This window comes from Methanoregula sp., from assembly GCF_050010295.1.
GTDB lineage: Archaea > Halobacteriota > Methanomicrobia > Methanomicrobiales > Methanospirillaceae > Methanoregula.
Map to the genome: position 1 here is coordinate 58,691 of NZ_JBEKLH010000007.1, position 15,628 is coordinate 74,318.

A 15,628-nucleotide genomic window follows, 5' to 3' on the forward strand; every position below is an offset into this window, starting at 1 on the left:
GGGGCGCCGGGCTCCGCAGAGGAGCGGGAAAAAATGACCGTGTACATTCGAGTCAGCTGTTCTTGTGCATCTTCGGGGCTTTCATATTTTCTTTCAAAAATAGTTCCTGACTACTCAGTCTGTTTTATGAGACCTCAAAGCAGCGAATTCTCTTTGTTCCATAGTGAAACCACGACAATGCATCAGAACCAAGCGACCCGGAAAAGTCTCGTGATGCCATGAGACGGGAAAGCGTCCAATATTTTACCGAGAAGGAAGAAGAGTTCGTTAATCTCTTAATCGAGATTGGGGTGCAGAAAAAAGTTGCAAAAGTGCTGGTGTTTCTTGCGGGTGCCCCAGAAGTTACATCACGGGAAATTGAGCGCGGAACCGACATGCGTCAGTCCGAAGCAAGCATGGCCGTGAAGTACCTGATAAACCAGGGTTGGATCCCACGTCGTAAGAGTCTCTTCGAAAACAAGGGGTGGCCAATGATAATCTACAAGCTGGCAAAGTCCATAACCCTAATCGTGGACTGCATCGAGAAAGAAAAGAAAAACGAGCCAATAATCAGCTCGTCATTGTCAGGAAACTACGGGAACACCTTCAATAATACTCTCTAACAATCTATGTTTTCCGGTTTAATTTTCACCCCTTTCCTTTATCATCGTCGCTCTTGTAGGCTTCGAGAGCATCATCAATGAGTCCAAGGATTGAAACCTGGATTACCACGAATGGTTCTGATAAGTTGATGGTTGGTAAGGTATTTTTAATAAGGTGAAAAATCGGTCATCAACGCTAACAATCAGAACCCACTATAATAAAGCCTTAATAGAGGTCAAGGATTTCATAATATTTATTCATTATTTGGAGATGGTGATATTGAACAAGGATTCAAATTTATCAACCAATTCTTCAGCCGAGGAGTTCGTAATATTTATTTGATTATTTAGAGATAGTAATGTTGAACAAGGATTCCACGTATTCTTTGGCCAATTATTGCAGAAGGCATTTATTGTTTGATTAAATGCCGAACCCACAGAACTATCGCATCCAGCAACAAGAACGAATATTATAATCAAAATAATGATAATAATTTTTTTCATGAACTGGTTTTTCTTTTATTACGATATATATATACATATTCTAAAAAGAGTTCTGGTGCATCTTCGAGACTCTTAAATATTGGTCGGAATCGACTACGAGAGAATAATTTTTACTGAGTCCCGTTAACGCACCAGAACCACAATTACAAATATTTAATAAATTTAGTCTAATATTTCGATGCGGACAAAAGATCGGCGTAACCAAAAAGCGTCCACAGCAGACAGGTGAACCAGTTGGCAGATTACGACAGGATGGTGCACGACGCATTTGAGTATGCAAAAGAAGGTGTATATGAACGAACGGACCGGTGGATCAGACTAATCCTCGGAACGATTCTCCTTGGAATACCTCTCTCCGGCTACATCATCCGGATCTACCGGGGGCGACGGCCGGCATCATCATTGTTACACGGGAAAAAACGCACCAGATTAGCCGTTCAACCAAACTCAAATTCAAAAAAAGAAAAAAGATCCGTTGCTTACGAAATATTTTCGATACTGTACCCCTTGAGGGACAGGAGTTCCTTCACCCGGTCCCGGTGGTTTCCCTGCAGTTCGATGGAGTTCCCCTTGACGGTACCCCCGCAGGCGAGTTTTCCTTTCATGTATTTGGAAAGGTCTTCAAGATCGATATCAGTCGGATCGAGTCCCTCGATAACCGTAACCTCTTTCCCGTAACGGCGTTTGTTCACTTTGACATTGATCCGCTGCTGTTCTTTTGCAACCTCCTCACAGATGCATAACTCTTTTGGAAGTCCACACGTCGGGCAAATCCCACCAATCATTACCTGTATTTTACGTTTCTCTTTATTTATTACTTGGCATTGCCGAAGGAAATCCGGCGTGTCATGACATGGTAGCCGGGAGCTTCAACGTTTTGTTCTATGTCCCGGTATCTCTCCAGACCCCTTATGGGCATCTGTTTTTATGATCCATGCATACACTATACGGACGGTATGTCGCTGTTTGTGGTGGGCACAGCATCCCATGTCGGCAAGAGTGTCACAGTCGCTGCCATCTGCCGCTGCCTGATCCGGCGCGGTATTACCGTGGCCCCGTTCAAGTCCCAGAACATGAGCCTTAACTCCTATGTCACTCCGGAGGGGGGTGAGATCGGCATGGCCCAGGCGATGCAGGCGTTCGCAGCGAAGCTTGCCCCACATACCGACATGAACCCGGTCCTCCTCAAACCCAAGGGGGACTGCGTCTCGCAGGTCGTCCTGAACGGGCGGCCCTACAAGGACGTTCCTATTACAGAGTATTACCGGGAGACCCCGGAACTTCTCGCACAGGCACTGGAATCGTATCAACGGCTGGAGTCGGCGTACGGCTACGTGGTCGTGGAAGGAGCCGGGGGGGCAGCGGAACTGAACCTGTACGACCGGGACATCGCCAATACCCTGCTCGCACGGGAACTCCGGATCCCCATGGTCCTCGTCGCCGATATCGAGCGGGGGGGGGTGTTCGCACAGGTGTGGGGCACGCTGATGCTCCTTCCCGACGAGATCCGCCCGCTGGTGAGGGGGATCATCATCAACAAGTTCCGGGGGGACCCGGACATTTTTGCCCCCGGTGTCCGGATGATCGAGGAACTCTGCGGAATCCCGGTACTGGGAGTCGTGCCCTATGTCCCGCTCCCGCTGCCGAGCGAGGACTCCCTATCGATCGGCGACAAGAGAGCCGGAAGCAGCGGTGTGCGGATAGGGGTCATCCGACTCCCCCGGATCTCCAATTTCACGGACTTCGAGCTCCTCGAGCAGCATGCCTCCGTAGACTACGTGCCGCCCGGCGCCCCTCTCGATGGTTTTGACTGCGTCATCATTCCCGGTACCAAAAATACCATCGAGGACCTGCAGGTCCTGATCGATACGGGCACTGACCGCGAACTGCTGGAGGCCCGAGGACGCGGTGTGCCCATCATCGGAATCTGCGGGGGATACCAGATGCTGGGAACTTCCCTCATTGATGCCGGGTTCGAATCCGCTGCCGGGACCTATGCCGGGCTGGGGCTGCTGGACTGTGTCACGCACTTCGCGTCGTACGAGAAGAATACGACCCAGGTGACACGGAAAGCGTCGGACGTGCCCCCCATCCTTTCCGGTATGGGGACTGTGACCGGGTACGAGATCCACATGGGAGTGACCGCGCCGGGGAGCTGCGGCGAGGCGCTGTGCGGCGACGGCCGGGTGAGCAGCGACGGTCTCGTCTTCGGGACCTACATGCACGGGCTCTTCCTCAACCCCTCAGCGGCAAATGCCCTGCTCTCCTATCTGCATGACAAGAAGGGGCTCCTGTTCGAGCCGATCCCCCCGACGGTTGCCGACCCGTATGACATGCTCGCCGACGTCTTTGAGGAGCACGTGGATATGGATGCGATTGTTGCGCTGGTGAAAAACCAGGACACGGCCCCGGGGTGACAATCAGCTGATAATACTCGTAATACTGTGGAACCCCTCGCCCTGCCGGTCGGCGCATTTCACGGCCCGGGCCTTTGCCAGGTCGACTCTTTCGGTGACCCGGCATTTCGTACAATAAGCGAGCGATGGCGACTTCACAAATCTTCCCCCGATCTCAAACTCCCTGCAGTGGATGCAGAAACTGCAGTTCCCGACCGGCTCTCTCTTGTCCGGAAGGCACTGGACCCGCCCGTCGGTTACCGGCAGGATACGGTTCTCTTCGTCGCCCATGATCGCATCGGTCCTGATGGAATGGTATTTCTCTCGTGATCATATAAAACCAAGGAATGGGCAAAAAACATTAGTCTTAAAACAATTCAGCACGAACCCAGTACGTACCATGAAGGTGTGTATCATGTGCGGGGGGGAAGGGACGCGTCTCCGTCCCCTCACGTTCGAACGGCCGAAACCGTGTATCCCCATCGTCAACCGCCCCTCGATCCAACACCTTGTCGTACACCTGACGAATATGGGCTTCCGCGAGGTCGTGCTCACGCTCGGGTACATGGGGGAAGCCATCGAGGAGGCGCTCGGCGACGGCTCCCTCTTCGGCGCCGAGATCACGTACGTCCATGAGGAGAGCAAACTGGGTACCGCCGGCAGCGTCAAGAACGCCCAGAAATATCTCGACGGGCAGGATTTCCTCGTCGTCGGCGGTGACCACGTGACCGACCTGAATATGCTGGAATTCTATCGCGCCCACCAGAAGCTGAAGCCCACCGCCACCATCGGCCTGATCTCCATCGAGGACCCGGGCGAATACGGTATTGCCGAGATCGATGTCGGGTACGAGATAAAGCGGTTCAAGGAAAAACCTTCTCCCGGGGAGATCTTCTCGAACCTTGCCAGTACCGGGATGTACGTCTGCAGCCCGGAAATTTTCGACCATATTCCGGTCGGCACGAAATACGACTTTGCCCGCGACCTCTTCCCCAATCTGATGGAGGGGGGGCATTCCCTGAAAGGCTGGCTTGCCCGCGGCAACTGGACGGATGTCGGGAGCCCCTCCTCCCTCCGGCAGGCCGAGCGGTGGAAGCTGCAGGATATCGAGTTCACTGACATCATCGGGAATCTTTCCATGCATGGGGCTCAGATCCAGGGGCCGGTCCAGCTCGGGGACTCCATCACGCTGGGCAAGAACACCAAGGTCATCGGCCCGGTTGCAATCGGCCCGGGAACGACCATCGGGGACAACGTGCTGATCGGCCCGTACACGAGCATCGGGGAGAAGTGCATCATACGCAACAACGTGAAGATCTTCTCGTCATCGCTGTACAACCGGGTGATCATCGGGGGGAACAGCACAATCTCGGGGAGCATCATGGACAACGACACCCACATCGGCGAGCGGTGCAGCATAGAGAACGATACGGTCATCGGACCCCGTGTCGTCCTCCGAGACCGCGTGGTCGTCCACTCCAAGACCCGGCTCTGGCCAGAGGTTGTGATCACGGACGGGACCATCGTGAAAGAACATGTCCTGAACGAGAAGTTCGATGTGCGGTACGAAGGGTCGTGAGTTTTTTCTCTTGATGATGTGGATAGTTGCCCTTTTGCATCCGGGTCTGTTCTTCATCTCTTTAAACGTGACAGCCCTTCGCATACAACGAGTCGAAGCCTGATGGCTTCTCTGCTTCGTGGTTGGAGAGGTTTGTCAAAACTTCGACGAGGAGAATCGGAGAGGTTTCCGGTAAACCTCGACGAAGAGAAATGAGGCTTAAGGCCGAACTTCGAAGGAAGGCATCATCCGGCCTTCGACTTACTGACAAACCACTCAGCTCTCGAAGGTCAACATTCCCGAATCAGTCTCCCCAGACGCGACGACTGGTGCCGGTCGGGTTTACATCCGCCAGGGGGAGAATCCTCATGGGAAGTGCCAGATTGTTATGTAAAAAACCGGTGAGAAATTGGAAAAAGTGATACGATCAATAGACATCCTCAACGAAGATCCTGTATTCCCAGTTCTGCGGGATGTTGTTATATTTATGGATAATTACCTCGTACGGAGACTGCCCGTACGGGGCTATACTGACCTGGCTGTCCCCGTTTGCCAGTTGCACTCTGCCCGACTCGTCATAAATTTCGGCAGCTATATCGGCGGTCACCGGGGTCCCGGTATTGGACTTCACCGTCCCGTAAAATTCCGGAGCTCCATAGGATGTCAAGCCCGCTGTCGTATCGATAATCTCCACGACCGGGTGCGCTGCTGCTGGAGCAGTATAGGTATTTGATGATGCTGGAACAGTGGAGCCGGGCACTACGAAATAAATGACCACAAAAGCAATCACGATGACCGAGATCAGCAGAATGATTTCTGTAGTTTTCTTCATGAATCCATGATTATATCATTGTATTTTAATAGTTTGCATCTCGCACTTCAGTCTCTTATTAAAATACATTCATTAAAAATATTTTCTCTCTTTATTCACATCGTATTATTGCGTATCATCAGAAATCCCGGACTGCGAACCGGTTGTGTAACGACCTTTGAGTGGAGAAGATTCTCGTCAGGAAATCATGGACTACGAACAGGTTGTATTGTGATGAGTGGTGAACTGGATCTTTAGACCAGTTTCACCAACGAACAGGACGTCAGTCCTCCGAGTGTGGAACGGTTTCTCAAACCTGTTACACGCACGAACAGGACATCAGTCCTGTGAGCAAGAAAAGGGCTTTATGCCCGTTTGAGCAACGAGGAGAATCCGTGTCCTCCGAGTGGAAAAAGAGTCATCAGACTCTTTTCACCAACGAACAGGACATCAGTCCTGTGAGTGGGAAAACGGGCGTTAAGCCCGTTTGACCAGGCGGTGGGTGATCGCTACGAGCGGGTGGCGGGCGTAATCGAGCACCTGGATGTCGTCCAGCGTCTTCAGGTTCATGGCAGTTGCTGTCCGCTCCATACCAAGCTCAATGTCCTCTTTTATCTCGATGATATACGCGTCGAGAGCCGTGATCCCGAGCCTTTTTGCGGCAACGGCCCGGTGGTGGCCGTCGACAAGAATAATTCTTCCCGGCCGCTTTACGACGATGATTGGTTCGGCGAGCCCTTTCTTGATCTCGTAGATCCTCCCTTCGAGTTCGTCTTCGTAGATCTTCGACTGGGTCGGGAGGAGGTCCTTGACCGGCACCGTCCCCCGATCAAGTGTGGGATCGACCCCGTACAGCTTCTTGAGGGTGGTGATGAAATTGAACACCTTTTCCGGGGATACGTGCTCGATCTGGGAGCGGATGACATCGGAGTTGGAGATGATACCAATCAGGCGGTTCTTCTCGTCGACAACCGGCAGTTTCTGGATGCCGCTCCGGAATATGACCCGTGCCGCATCATTGATGTCCATCTCCGGGTCGGCAACGATGAGGTTGGCGGACATAACCTGGCCGACCGGAGTTTCCGGCTGGACGAACAAAAGGTCACGGGCCGATACGTAGCCGACCACGACATCCCCGTCCATTACCGGGAAGCCGTCGTGATGGGTCTTCTGGATCTTTTCGATGACGTCTTTTACGGAACCGTGAAAACCGATACTGACGACATCGTAGGTCATATAATCCCTGACCTTTTTCTTGTCCATCCGTATAGTCTTTGGCGCAGGATACTAAAAAACATCGGTAGAACCCGGAAACATGCGGAATAGTTTATGACCGTGCGGTTCCGATGTAGTAAGGAGGAATATTTCGTATGGGAGAAAAGAAGAAGAAAGAGGCATCAGCCAAGATGTGGACCAAGGTAATCGCTGTCATTGCAGGAGTTCTCTTTGTCGTCCTTATGGTGGTATCTGCCATGGGGACCAGCTGGATCTCCAGTTTCGCGACGGTTAAACCCGGGGATTCCGTGGTTGTCGATTATACCATCTATGATGCGAACGGGAACCCGTTGATCACCACGGACCTTTCGCAGTACCAGCAGGCAATGACAAGCGGCACGGGGTTGATCTTTGCAAAGCAGATAACCCTTGCTGCCAACCAGTCGTGGCCTGGATATGTCTACCCCGTCCAGATATATACAAAACAGAGCGGGTGGAACGAAAAGTTTGCCATATTCTCATCCGAGTACAATGCGATCAGTTCGGGGGTCGTCGGCATGAAAGCCAATGAAAAGAAGCGGATCTCTTTCCCGGGTAACGGCACGCTGACCCAGTTCTTCCCGGAAGCGTCGCTCCAGCATAACCATGTCAACCTCAGTGATCTCTCGGTCGGTGAACCCCTCGCCATGGCAGTATCGGACACCCCTCAACTGGCGGTTGCCAATGTCTCGGCCGCCTATGTCCGCATAGGGCAGGTAGCCCAGATAATACCGACGGGTGACAAGATGGGTGTCTCGGTGGACTTCGGGTATCCCGGTGCCGATATCACGGTAACGACAATCAACAGTCACTGATCCGACCCATACTCTTTTTATCGCCCCTGTCAATTCATCTTCATGGCACTGCGTGTACTCTGTTTTTTCCAGCCGGGATGTATGGGGTGTATGGAACAGTCCCCGATCAATGCCGAAGCAGGAAAAGCTCTCGGCATCACGATCGAGGAGATCGATGCGGTCAGGAACCCCCGGTACATCAAGGAATACCAGCTGAAGGCGACACCGACCATCGTGGTTATTCAGGACGGCACGGTAAAGGAGCGGTTCGAAGGAGTGGTGCACGCAGAGAAGCTCGAAGAGGTCCTCAAAAAATATCTATAGCCGGTAGCCGTAGATGCGCCTGACCCGGTGGGCGACGGTCTTCCACCCCTCCTTTCTCATCAGGGGACCGTCGCGGAGCTTGAGGTGGGAGATCTTGAACCGTTTGCCGGAGACGACATACATCTCCCCGACAACAAACGGCTGTTCCCCGTCGCATTCCATATAGACCGGAATCGTCTTCCGGCCGTCGTGGATCGAAATTTTCACGACAACCTGCTCGATCGCCCGGGTCCAGAGCGTTGTGATCTCAGGTGCTTTCGCCCGTTTCACCCGTTTGTCCCCGCACTCGATCGCCGTGACCTCAACTCCAAACGCGTCGTCGCCGCACTCAGCCACAAGGTGGTCGTCAACGTTGCACTCGTCTTCCTCAGCAAACTCGATCCCGCAGACGCGGGATGTTCCCTCTTTCGAGACAATGGCCTTGATCAAAAGGGCCGGTGGTTCGCGCTCTTTTTGTACTCTCTGGTGGTGGCCGCAGACCGTGCAGCGAACGAGCAGGTCGCGTGATTCGGAGACGACCTCGTGCTCGGTCTCATCATTGCAGTCCGGGCAGTTGACGGTGATAAACATTGAATATGCATGGCAACCCTCACATAATAAAGCATGGAGGCGCAGGAGACCGTTCACTGCCGGGGGCACCCGCTCGTCCTCGGCACCCACTTAACGACGTTTGAGGTGACCCGTGAGGAACACCTGACAGAGAATGGCAACTGCCTCATCGGGGTTGCTGCCGACAAGGGGTGTGCCGGGCTGTCGGCGGTTTTTAAGGAAGTGCTGGCCCACGACGACGCGGTTCTGGTGACGCGGCTCGAGTGCGGCGGGAGCATGGCAGTGGTGAAGTCATGCGGCTCTTCGCGGTTCGCGCTCGACCACCCGGCCGACATGGTCTGGCGCCGGAGCCCGTTCGTCTGCGGGCGCACGATCGGGATCCTCTCGGACTGCGTAGCGGCAACACTCCCGGAAGCCCTGATCAGGAGCCTTGCCGCCGGAAAAGAGATGGTTATTACCCTGACGGTCACGCGTCCCGGCTGAGGGTCGTGATCTTCACTTCCGCCTCGTTCAGCATGTCCTCGCACTGTTTCACCAGCGCCGCCCCCTGCTCGTAGAGCCGTATGCTCTCGTCAAGGCTTGTTGTCCCGTCATCGATCTTCTCGATGATCTTCCTGAGCTGCTCGATCTTTGTCTCATATGTTTCTCTCATGGTCTACACGCTCCACGATCACCTGGCTGTTACCGTCGTAAAACCTGACCTTCATGCGGTCACCCTCATCCACCTTGTCCACGCCCCGTACGACCATCCCGTCCTTCTCCGCCACGCAGTACCCCCGGGAGAGGACCGCAAGGGGGCTCCGGCCGAGGAGGGCTGTCTTCAGTTCTGCCAGGACCAGGCGTTCGCGCTCGATCCTCGTGCCGGATGCCCTGCCGAGGCGGTCGGCCAGGTCAGCAGTTGCAGTCTTCCGCTCCTCGAGTTTCCGGGCAAACCGGAGGGGGCGGAGCCTGTCCCGGAGTTCTGCGACCTCCTCCTGTGCCCGCGCCAGCCGGGCCTGGAGCGCCGACCCCATCCGGCACCTGAGCTCCCGTACCCGGGCGATGAGGACATTCCGGTCGGGGACGACCAGTTCGGCAGCAGCAGACGGGGTGGGAGCCCGGATATCGGCCGCGAGATCCGCCAGCGTCACGTCCACTTCGTGCCCGATTGCGCTGACGACCGGCACCGGGCTTGCCGCGATCGCCCGCACGACATCGGGGTGGTTGAAAGGGAAGAGGTCCTCGAAACTCCCCCCGCCCCGGGCAACGATGATGATGTCGACACCCCCGGCAAGGCGCCGGATCGCACGGGCGATCTCCCGGTGGGCCTCCTCCCCCTGCACGGCCGTAGGCGAGATGACGATCCCGAGCGGGTACCGCCGTTCAATGACGGTCCTGATATCGTGGATGACGGCACCGGTCTCGGATGTTACCACGCCGATGACCGAAGGGAACTCCGGGAGGCCCCGTTTCCTTTCGGGGGCAAAACAGCCTTCTGCTGCGAGTTCGCGTTTCCACTGCTCCACGAGGAGGTATTTCTCGCCGGCACCAGCTTTCTTCATCACCCTTACCTGCAGCTGGTAGGCCCCGTGGGGGGCGTAGAGCCGGACCGTGCCGGCAACGATCACGTCCATCCCCTCGGCAGGGCTGAACGCGAGCCGTTCCGCATCGGAGCGCCACATCACGCATTTTATCACGGCGGCAGTATTCCCCCCGCCTTTTTCCGAGAGCGAGAAGTAGCGGTGCCCCCTCCCGTGGTGGGTGTAGTTGGTCACCTCGCCCCGGACCCACACGTCCTGCAGGCGGGGGTCTTCGAGAAGCCCTTCTATGATAGCCGAGAGTTCCGATACTCTCAGCGGGGCAGTTGTTTCCCCAACCGGTTCTTCCGGGGTGCTGAACCAGTCCATCAACAACTATTAGGCTAAAACGGCATATCAAATAGTACTACCATGGTGTCGTTCTCCGTCGCAAGTATGTTCTTCCACGAATACACCTGCAGCGAAATCTTCTCGTTCGTCTCCCGCTCCGGGCTTGACGGGCTCGAGTTCTGGCTGGAGACCCCGCATTTCTGGCTCCGCGACATGCCAGCCGGCGAGGTGGTGGCATGCCGGAACGAGCACCCGGAACTGAGGACATTTACCGTGCATGCTCCTATCCTTGACCTGAACCCCTGCTCCATCAATCCTGATGTAGCCGAGGTGTCGGTGGAGTACGCTGTCCGGTCCCTGGAGATTGCAGAAAAGATGGGGGCCGGGGTTGTCACCTTCCACCCCGGGCGGCGGACGGCCAAGCGCCCCCCGGGCGATGCAGACTTCGCGAGGTTCGACCACTACATATCGGTCCTCCGCGATGCCGCGACCAGAAATTCGTTCAGGGTGTGCATGGAGAACATGGAACCGATCGTCAACTCGCTCCTCTGCACGCCGGAACGGGTGCGGGCCCTTCTCGATGAAGAGCCGTGGCTGTTCTTCACGCTTGACGTGTCGCATGCTCTTGCAAAATCCGCGGATGAACCGATCCGGTATATCGAGCTCTGCCACGACCGGCTGATCAATGTCCACCTCAGCAGGGCCGAGGGAAAAACCCTGCACCTGCCCCTTGCCCGGAGTCCCGTCACGGCAAAAGTGATGGAAGCACTCCGCGAGAACGGCTTTACCGGCAGCCTCACGCTCGAGATCGAGGACCTGAACTTCGGCAGGCCCTTGTCAGCCGAAGAGAAGGTCGCGGTGCTCGCGCAGGATTGCGCCTTTATGCACGAATGCATGGATTAATCGCTGGTTTTATAAAATTCGCCCCCGAATATGATTAATAATCCTCCTGAACCTATGCGTGCACCCGCACGATGTGAAATACAATGATCCTGGACGCTCTCGAAATCCCTCTCTTTATTATCTGTATCCTTCTCTCCGCGTTTTTTTCCAGTTCGGAAGTCGCACTCATCGGGATCACCCGGGCAAAGGTGCGGACACTGGTCAATGACCGGAAGCCGGGATCGCAGGCTGTTGCAGCACTGAAAGAATCGCCTGAACATCTCCTGATAACCATCCTCATCGGCAACACGATCGTCAACATCACGGCTGCCGCGATTGCAACGGCAATCGCGATCCAGGCATTCGGTAATATCGGGGTCGGTATCGCCACCGGTTTTGTCGTCATCGTCCTCCTGGTCTTTGGCGAGATCGGGCCCAAGATCTATGCTGCACGTGCCTCGGACTCGTTTGCCCTCACCGTCGCCCCCGTCATCCTCTTCCTCTCCCGCATCTTCTCCCCGGTCATCTGGCTCGTGGAACGGGTCAGCCCGACGCTCGGGATCGGCAAGGAAGTCTCCGAACCCGCGGTCACGGAAGAGGAGATCAAGGAATGGATCGATGTCGGCAAAGAGGAAGGCACGATCGAGCAGGGAGAGCAGGACATGCTCTACTCGGTGCTCGAGTTCGGCGACACCACCGCCCGCGAGATCATGACGCCGCGGGTGGATGTCATCCTCATGGAAGACACCGTGACGTTCGAGGAAGCGATCCGGATCTTCAACGAGACGGGATTTTCAAGGATCCCGGTATATCACGACCGCATCGACAACATCACCGGTATCCTGAACGTCAAGGACGTCTTCTCGGCGATGGTCTCCCGCCGCACCACGTCGACCATAAAAGAGATCATGTTCGATCCCATGTTCGTGCCCGAGACCATGAAGATCGATGACCTCCTGAAAGAGCTTCAGGTCCACCGGGTGCTGATGGCGATCGTAATCGACGAGTACAGCAGCTTTGTCGGGATCGTGACAGTCGAAGACATTCTCGAAGAGCTCGTTGGCGACATCATGGACGAGCACGACAAGGAGGAGCCCGAGGTGCAGGAACTCGCTCCCGGCGTCCACGTCGTCGACGCCCAGATGTGGGTCGAGGACATCAACGAGCGGATGGATCTCAAGCTGCCGACAGACGAGGCTTACGAGACTATCGGGGGCCTCATCATCGACCGGCTCGGCCACCTGCCCCAGCACCCGGGAGAGAAAGTGGAGATCGGGCCTGCCGGCGTGACGCTCGTGGTCATGCAGATGCACGGGCGGCGCATCGTGAAGGTGAAGATCGTTGCCCGGCCTGCTGACGGGAGTGGCAGCGAACAGCCCTGAATTGCGGGAGATGATTGGGATGAAAAAACGTATTGCCGTGCTTGCTTCGGGGCGGGGTTCGAATTTCCAGGCGGTGCTCGATGCCATCCGGGCCGGAACGGTGCCGGCGGCCTGCGTGGCGCTCATCACCGATAACCCGGAGGCGTACGCGATTGAGCGGGCGGAGAAGGCGCAGGTCCCGGTGCTGATCATCGACTATACCTCATTTCCCGACAGGGCCGGTTACGAACAGGCGCTCCTTGCCGCCATGCAGGAGTGCAGTGCCGAGCTCTTCGTGCTCGCCGGCTACATGCGGATCCTTGGCTCCGGGATTGTACGTGCGTTTCCCGACAGGATCATGAACATCCATCCTGCTCTCCTGCCGAGTTTCCCCGGGCTGCATGCCCAGCGGCAGGCAGTGCTCCACGGCGTCAAGGTTGCCGGCTGCACGGTCCATTTCGTGGACGAGTGTCTCGATGGCGGGCCGATCATCCTCCAGGCGTGTGTCCCGGTCATGGAGGACGATGACGAGGACACCCTTGCCGACCGCATCCTCGAACGGGAGCACGAGTGCTACCCCGAGGCAATACGGCTCTTCTGCGAAGACCGGCTGGTGATTGAAGGGCGGAGAGTACGCATCTGCTGAATACACTGACGCTGCTACCAGGGCACGCCCGGAAATTCCATAGCGGCCTTTTTTATCCGGGACGGTGATAGTATAGCACAACCGGGAGCAGGTACCAGGTCATGAAAGAGAGATCCAGAAACCCCGCCACCAAGAAGATTGCACGGGAACGCATCGCGGTGCTGTTTGAACAGGCACGGCTGGCATTTTCCGGGCACCCCGAGCTCAGCAACCGCTATGTCGAGCTCGCCCGGAAGATCTCCATGCGCCAGCGGGTCCGGATCGACCGCGAGTTCCGCCGCCAGTTCTGCCATCACTGCTATGCCTTTCTCGTGCCGGGCCGGAACATGCGGGTCCGGGTGCACCGGGGCAATGTCGTGGTGACCTGCCGCTCCTGCAACAGGAAGATGAGATACCGTGTGGTGAGACCTCATGCCGGAACAACCTGATACCTCCATGCAGAACCTTAAGCCGACCGTCTGGATCGGCAAACAGGGCTGCACCCCGACCATGATCGAAGAGATTGTGGCCCAGCTCAAGAAACGGAAGATGATAAAAGTGAAATGGCTCCAGAACACGGACGTCGACCCGGAGGCTGTCGCTTCCCAGGCAAAAGCCCGGCTTGTCGAGGTGCGGGGAAGGACAATGATAGTCGCGGAGAAAGGCAAGGCAGCACCGGGCACTACCGGGAAGGCCACGGGAACTGCAAAGCCCCGGGAAACCGGAATGATAAAACGAGCGAAGAAGTGAGATATCTTGAATTGGCTAATTATTTTGATGGGGGCTGATGCCCCCATACCCCCAAATTGTGATAACGGCTCGTGGGGATGGACAAGCATCCCCACTCGCAACGGATGAGAGTATGGGGAATAATCCCCGGTGGAGACGTTCCCTAACGGTTTGATTCGTGGCAAATTGGGTAATCTGCCCCGCCGTGCCGCGGAGCGGCCCTGAGGCGGGGAGCCCTCGTTTTATTTTTTAAATAAATACACAGTTTTAAGGCTTATACTGTGTTTTTTTGAGTTTACGTCTGATGGCGCGCATAAATCGGCAGCGGTCTAGTTGATCCTGCCGATCTGGTCCGGCGATCCCGTTACAGGGATCTGGCTTTATTCTAAATTTACTTAGTTATCTTGTTTGAATTATGTTTCGGTTTGTCCTATACAAACCGAAATAATGCATGAAATCATGCTTTACAGGAAAATCGCTGCATTCTGAGGAAATTCGTCCCAGATCGATCCGGTTCCCGGCGCCGGTTTTTCCCGGAAAAAACCCCGGATCTCTCTCCGACGTAAATTTCGAATTAAAGGAAATCCTAGCGGATAATCCGCTAGGACTGCTTTTAATTGCTATTAAAGGAAAATGCAAAATTCAAAATTTGAATGGTTTCTTTCTTCTTAAACCACCGGAAAAATCCGGCCAGGAAACCGGATCCGGTAGATGATAGTTGTGGCGTTTGATTAGTCTTCCAGCGAGTTGATATGGTTCTGTTGCGTTGGCGGTTGACTGGAGAATTTTTTTTAAGGTGAAATCTTAGTCACCAACCGTAAAACGCAACCGAACCTACCAACCGCAGACGTAAAAGAACCGTAAATAGAAAAATTAAAATATTGGTATGAAATATATACGGGGGGATGAAGAGTACGGCTGACAAAAAAAAAGGAAAAGTTGAAAATAAGAGTGAGACATCAAAAAAAATTAAAAAACCTTCTTATTTAGGCGCACCGTCAAAATCTCAAAGAAATAAAGTCGCCGGAAAAATCTTTACTACTACTGATCGTAACGCTCCGGATCGTACTGCTCCGGATTGCACTGTGCCGGATTGTACTAAACCGGATTGCACTGTGCCGGATTGTACTAAACCGGATTGCACTGTGCCGGATTGTACTAAACCGGATTGCACTGTGCCGGATTGTACTAAACCGGATTGCACTCCTCCGAGTGAATACGGCACCGATTGGGGCAACCGATTTAATTCGATGGAGCAACAGATTTCCGAATTAGAATTTAGGATAACCGCAAAGTTCGGTGATTTGGAAAAAATACTTAACGAGATCTCCAAAAATACACGAACCCGTAGAAAATAAAATTTTTTTTATAGGAAAAGTCTCCTTAAATTTTAATGATTAATTGTGAATATAA

Annotated in this window: 19 protein-coding genes; 12 read left to right on the forward strand and 7 right to left on the reverse strand. The window is 54.7% G+C overall.

All coding sequences use genetic code 11. The features are described 5' to 3' along the window. Positions 1-218: 218 nt before the first annotated feature. Positions 219-602: an MreA family transcriptional regulator gene (gene mreA, locus ABSB80_RS09685; protein ID WP_428370417.1), complete on the forward strand. Its 384-nt coding sequence runs from the start codon at positions 219-221 to the stop codon at positions 600-602. 962 nt (positions 603-1,564) lie between these two features. On the opposite strand, the gene yciH is transcribed toward mreA, so the two are convergent. Next, a complete protein-coding gene (gene yciH / locus ABSB80_RS09690) occupies positions 1,565-1,870 on the reverse strand; it encodes a stress response translation initiation inhibitor YciH (protein WP_428370418.1) in 306 nt (101 codons plus the stop codon). Between the two features lie 171 nt (positions 1,871-2,041). Here yciH and ABSB80_RS09695 point away from each other — a divergent pair, with 171 nt between their 5' ends. After that, positions 2,042-3,502: a cobyric acid synthase gene (locus ABSB80_RS09695; protein ID WP_428370419.1), complete on the forward strand. Its 1,461-nt coding sequence runs from the start codon at positions 2,042-2,044 to the stop codon at positions 3,500-3,502. 3 nt (positions 3,503-3,505) lie between these two features. On the opposite strand, the gene ABSB80_RS09700 is transcribed toward ABSB80_RS09695, so the two are convergent. After that, a complete protein-coding gene (locus tag ABSB80_RS09700; RefSeq protein ID WP_428370420.1) occupies positions 3,506-3,772 on the reverse strand; it encodes a hypothetical protein in 267 nt (88 codons plus the stop codon). Between the two features lie 109 nt (positions 3,773-3,881). Here ABSB80_RS09700 and ABSB80_RS09705 point away from each other — a divergent pair, with 109 nt between their 5' ends. Then, a complete protein-coding gene (locus ABSB80_RS09705) occupies positions 3,882-5,060 on the forward strand; it encodes a nucleotidyltransferase family protein (RefSeq protein WP_428370421.1) in 1,179 nt (392 codons plus the stop codon). Positions 5,061-5,466: 406 nt separating this feature from the next. Here ABSB80_RS09705 and ABSB80_RS09710 read toward each other — a convergent pair whose 3' ends face one another. Together ABSB80_RS09710 and ABSB80_RS09715 are read right to left on the reverse strand one after the other, a co-directional pair. Next, complete coding sequence (locus tag ABSB80_RS09710) at positions 5,467-5,871, reverse strand: hypothetical protein (protein ID WP_428370422.1); 405 nt, start codon at positions 5,869-5,871, stop codon at positions 5,467-5,469. A gap of 456 nt (positions 5,872-6,327) precedes the next feature. Continuing rightward, the gene (locus ABSB80_RS09715) at positions 6,328-7,113 is read right to left on the reverse strand and encodes a CBS domain-containing ParB/RepB/Spo0J family partition protein (protein WP_428370423.1); all 786 of its coding nucleotides are present in this window, start codon (positions 7,111-7,113) and stop codon (positions 6,328-6,330) included. Positions 7,114-7,220: 107 nt separating this feature from the next. Here ABSB80_RS09715 and ABSB80_RS09720 point away from each other — a divergent pair, with 107 nt between their 5' ends. Continuing rightward, positions 7,221-7,919: a hypothetical protein gene (locus ABSB80_RS09720; protein ID WP_428370424.1), complete on the forward strand. Its 699-nt coding sequence runs from the start codon at positions 7,221-7,223 to the stop codon at positions 7,917-7,919. A 42-nt stretch (positions 7,920-7,961) separates the two neighbouring features. Beyond that, the gene (locus ABSB80_RS09725) at positions 7,962-8,222 is read left to right on the forward strand and encodes a thioredoxin family protein (protein WP_428370425.1); all 261 of its coding nucleotides are present in this window, start codon (positions 7,962-7,964) and stop codon (positions 8,220-8,222) included. On the opposite strand, the gene ABSB80_RS09730 is transcribed toward ABSB80_RS09725, so the two are convergent. After that, positions 8,217-8,792 carry an HVO_0476 family zinc finger protein gene (locus tag ABSB80_RS09730; RefSeq protein ID WP_428370426.1) on the reverse strand — a complete coding sequence of 192 codons (576 nt, stop codon included), beginning with the start codon at positions 8,790-8,792 and terminating at the stop codon, positions 8,217-8,219. The two genes, ABSB80_RS09725 and ABSB80_RS09730, sit on opposite strands and share 6 nt — an antisense overlap. A gap of 33 nt (positions 8,793-8,825) precedes the next feature. Between ABSB80_RS09730 and ABSB80_RS09735 the strand changes: the two genes are divergently transcribed. Beyond that, positions 8,826-9,254 carry a DUF371 domain-containing protein gene (locus ABSB80_RS09735; RefSeq protein ID WP_428370427.1) on the forward strand — a complete coding sequence of 143 codons (429 nt, stop codon included), beginning with the start codon at positions 8,826-8,828 and terminating at the stop codon, positions 9,252-9,254. Here the strand turns inward: ABSB80_RS09735 and xseB are convergent. Together xseB and xseA are read right to left on the reverse strand one after the other, a co-directional pair. Then, positions 9,238-9,423, reverse strand: a complete 186-nt coding sequence (gene xseB / locus ABSB80_RS09740) for an exodeoxyribonuclease VII small subunit (protein WP_428370428.1) — start codon at positions 9,421-9,423, stop codon at positions 9,238-9,240. The two genes, ABSB80_RS09735 and xseB, sit on opposite strands and share 17 nt — an antisense overlap. After that, positions 9,407-10,657 (reverse strand): exodeoxyribonuclease VII large subunit, encoded by a 1,251-nt coding sequence (gene xseA / locus ABSB80_RS09745; RefSeq protein ID WP_428370429.1) that lies wholly within the window; start codon positions 10,655-10,657, stop codon positions 9,407-9,409. Before xseA ends, xseB begins: the two co-directional genes overlap by 17 nt. A 42-nt stretch (positions 10,658-10,699) precedes the next feature. Here xseA and ABSB80_RS09750 point away from each other — a divergent pair, with 42 nt between their 5' ends. The 6 genes from ABSB80_RS09750 to ABSB80_RS09775 all read left to right on the forward strand — a co-directional run bounded on the left by ABSB80_RS09750 (position 10,700) and on the right by ABSB80_RS09775 (position 15,573). Then, entirely contained in the window at positions 10,700-11,521 is an 822-nt protein-coding gene (locus ABSB80_RS09750; RefSeq protein ID WP_428370430.1) for a sugar phosphate isomerase/epimerase family protein, read from the forward strand. An 83-nt stretch (positions 11,522-11,604) separates the two neighbouring features. Continuing rightward, a complete protein-coding gene (locus ABSB80_RS09755; protein WP_428370431.1) occupies positions 11,605-12,882 on the forward strand; it encodes a hemolysin family protein in 1,278 nt (425 codons plus the stop codon). Between the two features lie 19 nt (positions 12,883-12,901). Then, positions 12,902-13,507, forward strand: coding sequence for a phosphoribosylglycinamide formyltransferase (gene purN, locus ABSB80_RS09760; protein ID WP_428370432.1), 606 nt, complete (start codon positions 12,902-12,904; stop codon positions 13,505-13,507). 101 nt (positions 13,508-13,608) lie between these two features. After that, entirely contained in the window at positions 13,609-13,935 is a 327-nt protein-coding gene (locus tag ABSB80_RS09765) for a ribonuclease P protein component 4 (protein ID WP_428370433.1), read from the forward strand. Continuing rightward, positions 13,919-14,236 (forward strand): YhbY family RNA-binding protein, encoded by a 318-nt coding sequence (locus ABSB80_RS09770; RefSeq protein WP_428370434.1) that lies wholly within the window; start codon positions 13,919-13,921, stop codon positions 14,234-14,236. The genes ABSB80_RS09765 and ABSB80_RS09770 overlap by 17 nt, the downstream gene beginning before the upstream one ends. Positions 14,237-15,120: 884 nt before the next feature. After that, entirely contained in the window at positions 15,121-15,573 is a 453-nt protein-coding gene (locus ABSB80_RS09775; protein WP_428370435.1) for a hypothetical protein, read from the forward strand. Positions 15,574-15,628 lie beyond the last annotated feature (55 nt).

Excerpts from the sequence above, each read along its gene's own strand:
- ABSB80_RS09720 (WP_428370424.1), top strand. The coding sequence starts at position 7,221 with ATGGGAGAAAAGAAGAAGAAAGAGGCATCAGCCAAGATGTGGACCAAG.
- mreA (WP_428370417.1), top strand. The coding sequence starts at position 219 with ATGAGACGGGAAAGCGTCCAATATTTTACCGAGAAGGAAGAAGAGTTC.
- ABSB80_RS09710 (WP_428370422.1), bottom strand. The coding sequence starts at position 5,871 with ATGAAGAAAACTACAGAAATCATTCTGCTGATCTCGGTCATCGTGATT.
- ABSB80_RS09695 (WP_428370419.1), top strand. The coding sequence starts at position 2,042 with ATGTCGCTGTTTGTGGTGGGCACAGCATCCCATGTCGGCAAGAGTGTC.
- xseB (WP_428370428.1), bottom strand. The coding sequence starts at position 9,423 with ATGAGAGAAACATATGAGACAAAGATCGAGCAGCTCAGGAAGATCATC.
- ABSB80_RS09770 (WP_428370434.1), top strand. The coding sequence starts at position 13,919 with ATGCCGGAACAACCTGATACCTCCATGCAGAACCTTAAGCCGACCGTC.
- xseA (WP_428370429.1), bottom strand. The coding sequence starts at position 10,657 with ATGGACTGGTTCAGCACCCCGGAAGAACCGGTTGGGGAAACAACTGCC.
- purN (WP_428370432.1), top strand. The coding sequence starts at position 12,902 with ATGAAAAAACGTATTGCCGTGCTTGCTTCGGGGCGGGGTTCGAATTTC.
- ABSB80_RS09750 (WP_428370430.1), top strand. The coding sequence starts at position 10,700 with ATGGTGTCGTTCTCCGTCGCAAGTATGTTCTTCCACGAATACACCTGC.
- ABSB80_RS09730 (WP_428370426.1), bottom strand. The coding sequence starts at position 8,792 with ATGTTTATCACCGTCAACTGCCCGGACTGCAATGATGAGACCGAGCAC.
- ABSB80_RS09705 (WP_428370421.1), top strand. The coding sequence starts at position 3,882 with ATGAAGGTGTGTATCATGTGCGGGGGGGAAGGGACGCGTCTCCGTCCC.
- ABSB80_RS09755 (WP_428370431.1), top strand. The coding sequence starts at position 11,605 with ATGATCCTGGACGCTCTCGAAATCCCTCTCTTTATTATCTGTATCCTT.
- ABSB80_RS09765 (WP_428370433.1), top strand. The coding sequence starts at position 13,609 with ATGAAAGAGAGATCCAGAAACCCCGCCACCAAGAAGATTGCACGGGAA.
- yciH (WP_428370418.1), bottom strand. The coding sequence starts at position 1,870 with ATGATTGGTGGGATTTGCCCGACGTGTGGACTTCCAAAAGAGTTATGC.
- ABSB80_RS09725 (WP_428370425.1), top strand. The coding sequence starts at position 7,962 with ATGGCACTGCGTGTACTCTGTTTTTTCCAGCCGGGATGTATGGGGTGT.
- ABSB80_RS09715 (WP_428370423.1), bottom strand. The coding sequence starts at position 7,113 with ATGGACAAGAAAAAGGTCAGGGATTATATGACCTACGATGTCGTCAGT.
- ABSB80_RS09735 (WP_428370427.1), top strand. The coding sequence starts at position 8,826 with ATGGAGGCGCAGGAGACCGTTCACTGCCGGGGGCACCCGCTCGTCCTC.
- ABSB80_RS09700 (WP_428370420.1), bottom strand. The coding sequence starts at position 3,772 with ATGGGCGACGAAGAGAACCGTATCCTGCCGGTAACCGACGGGCGGGTC.
- ABSB80_RS09775 (WP_428370435.1), top strand. The coding sequence starts at position 15,121 with ATGAAGAGTACGGCTGACAAAAAAAAAGGAAAAGTTGAAAATAAGAGT.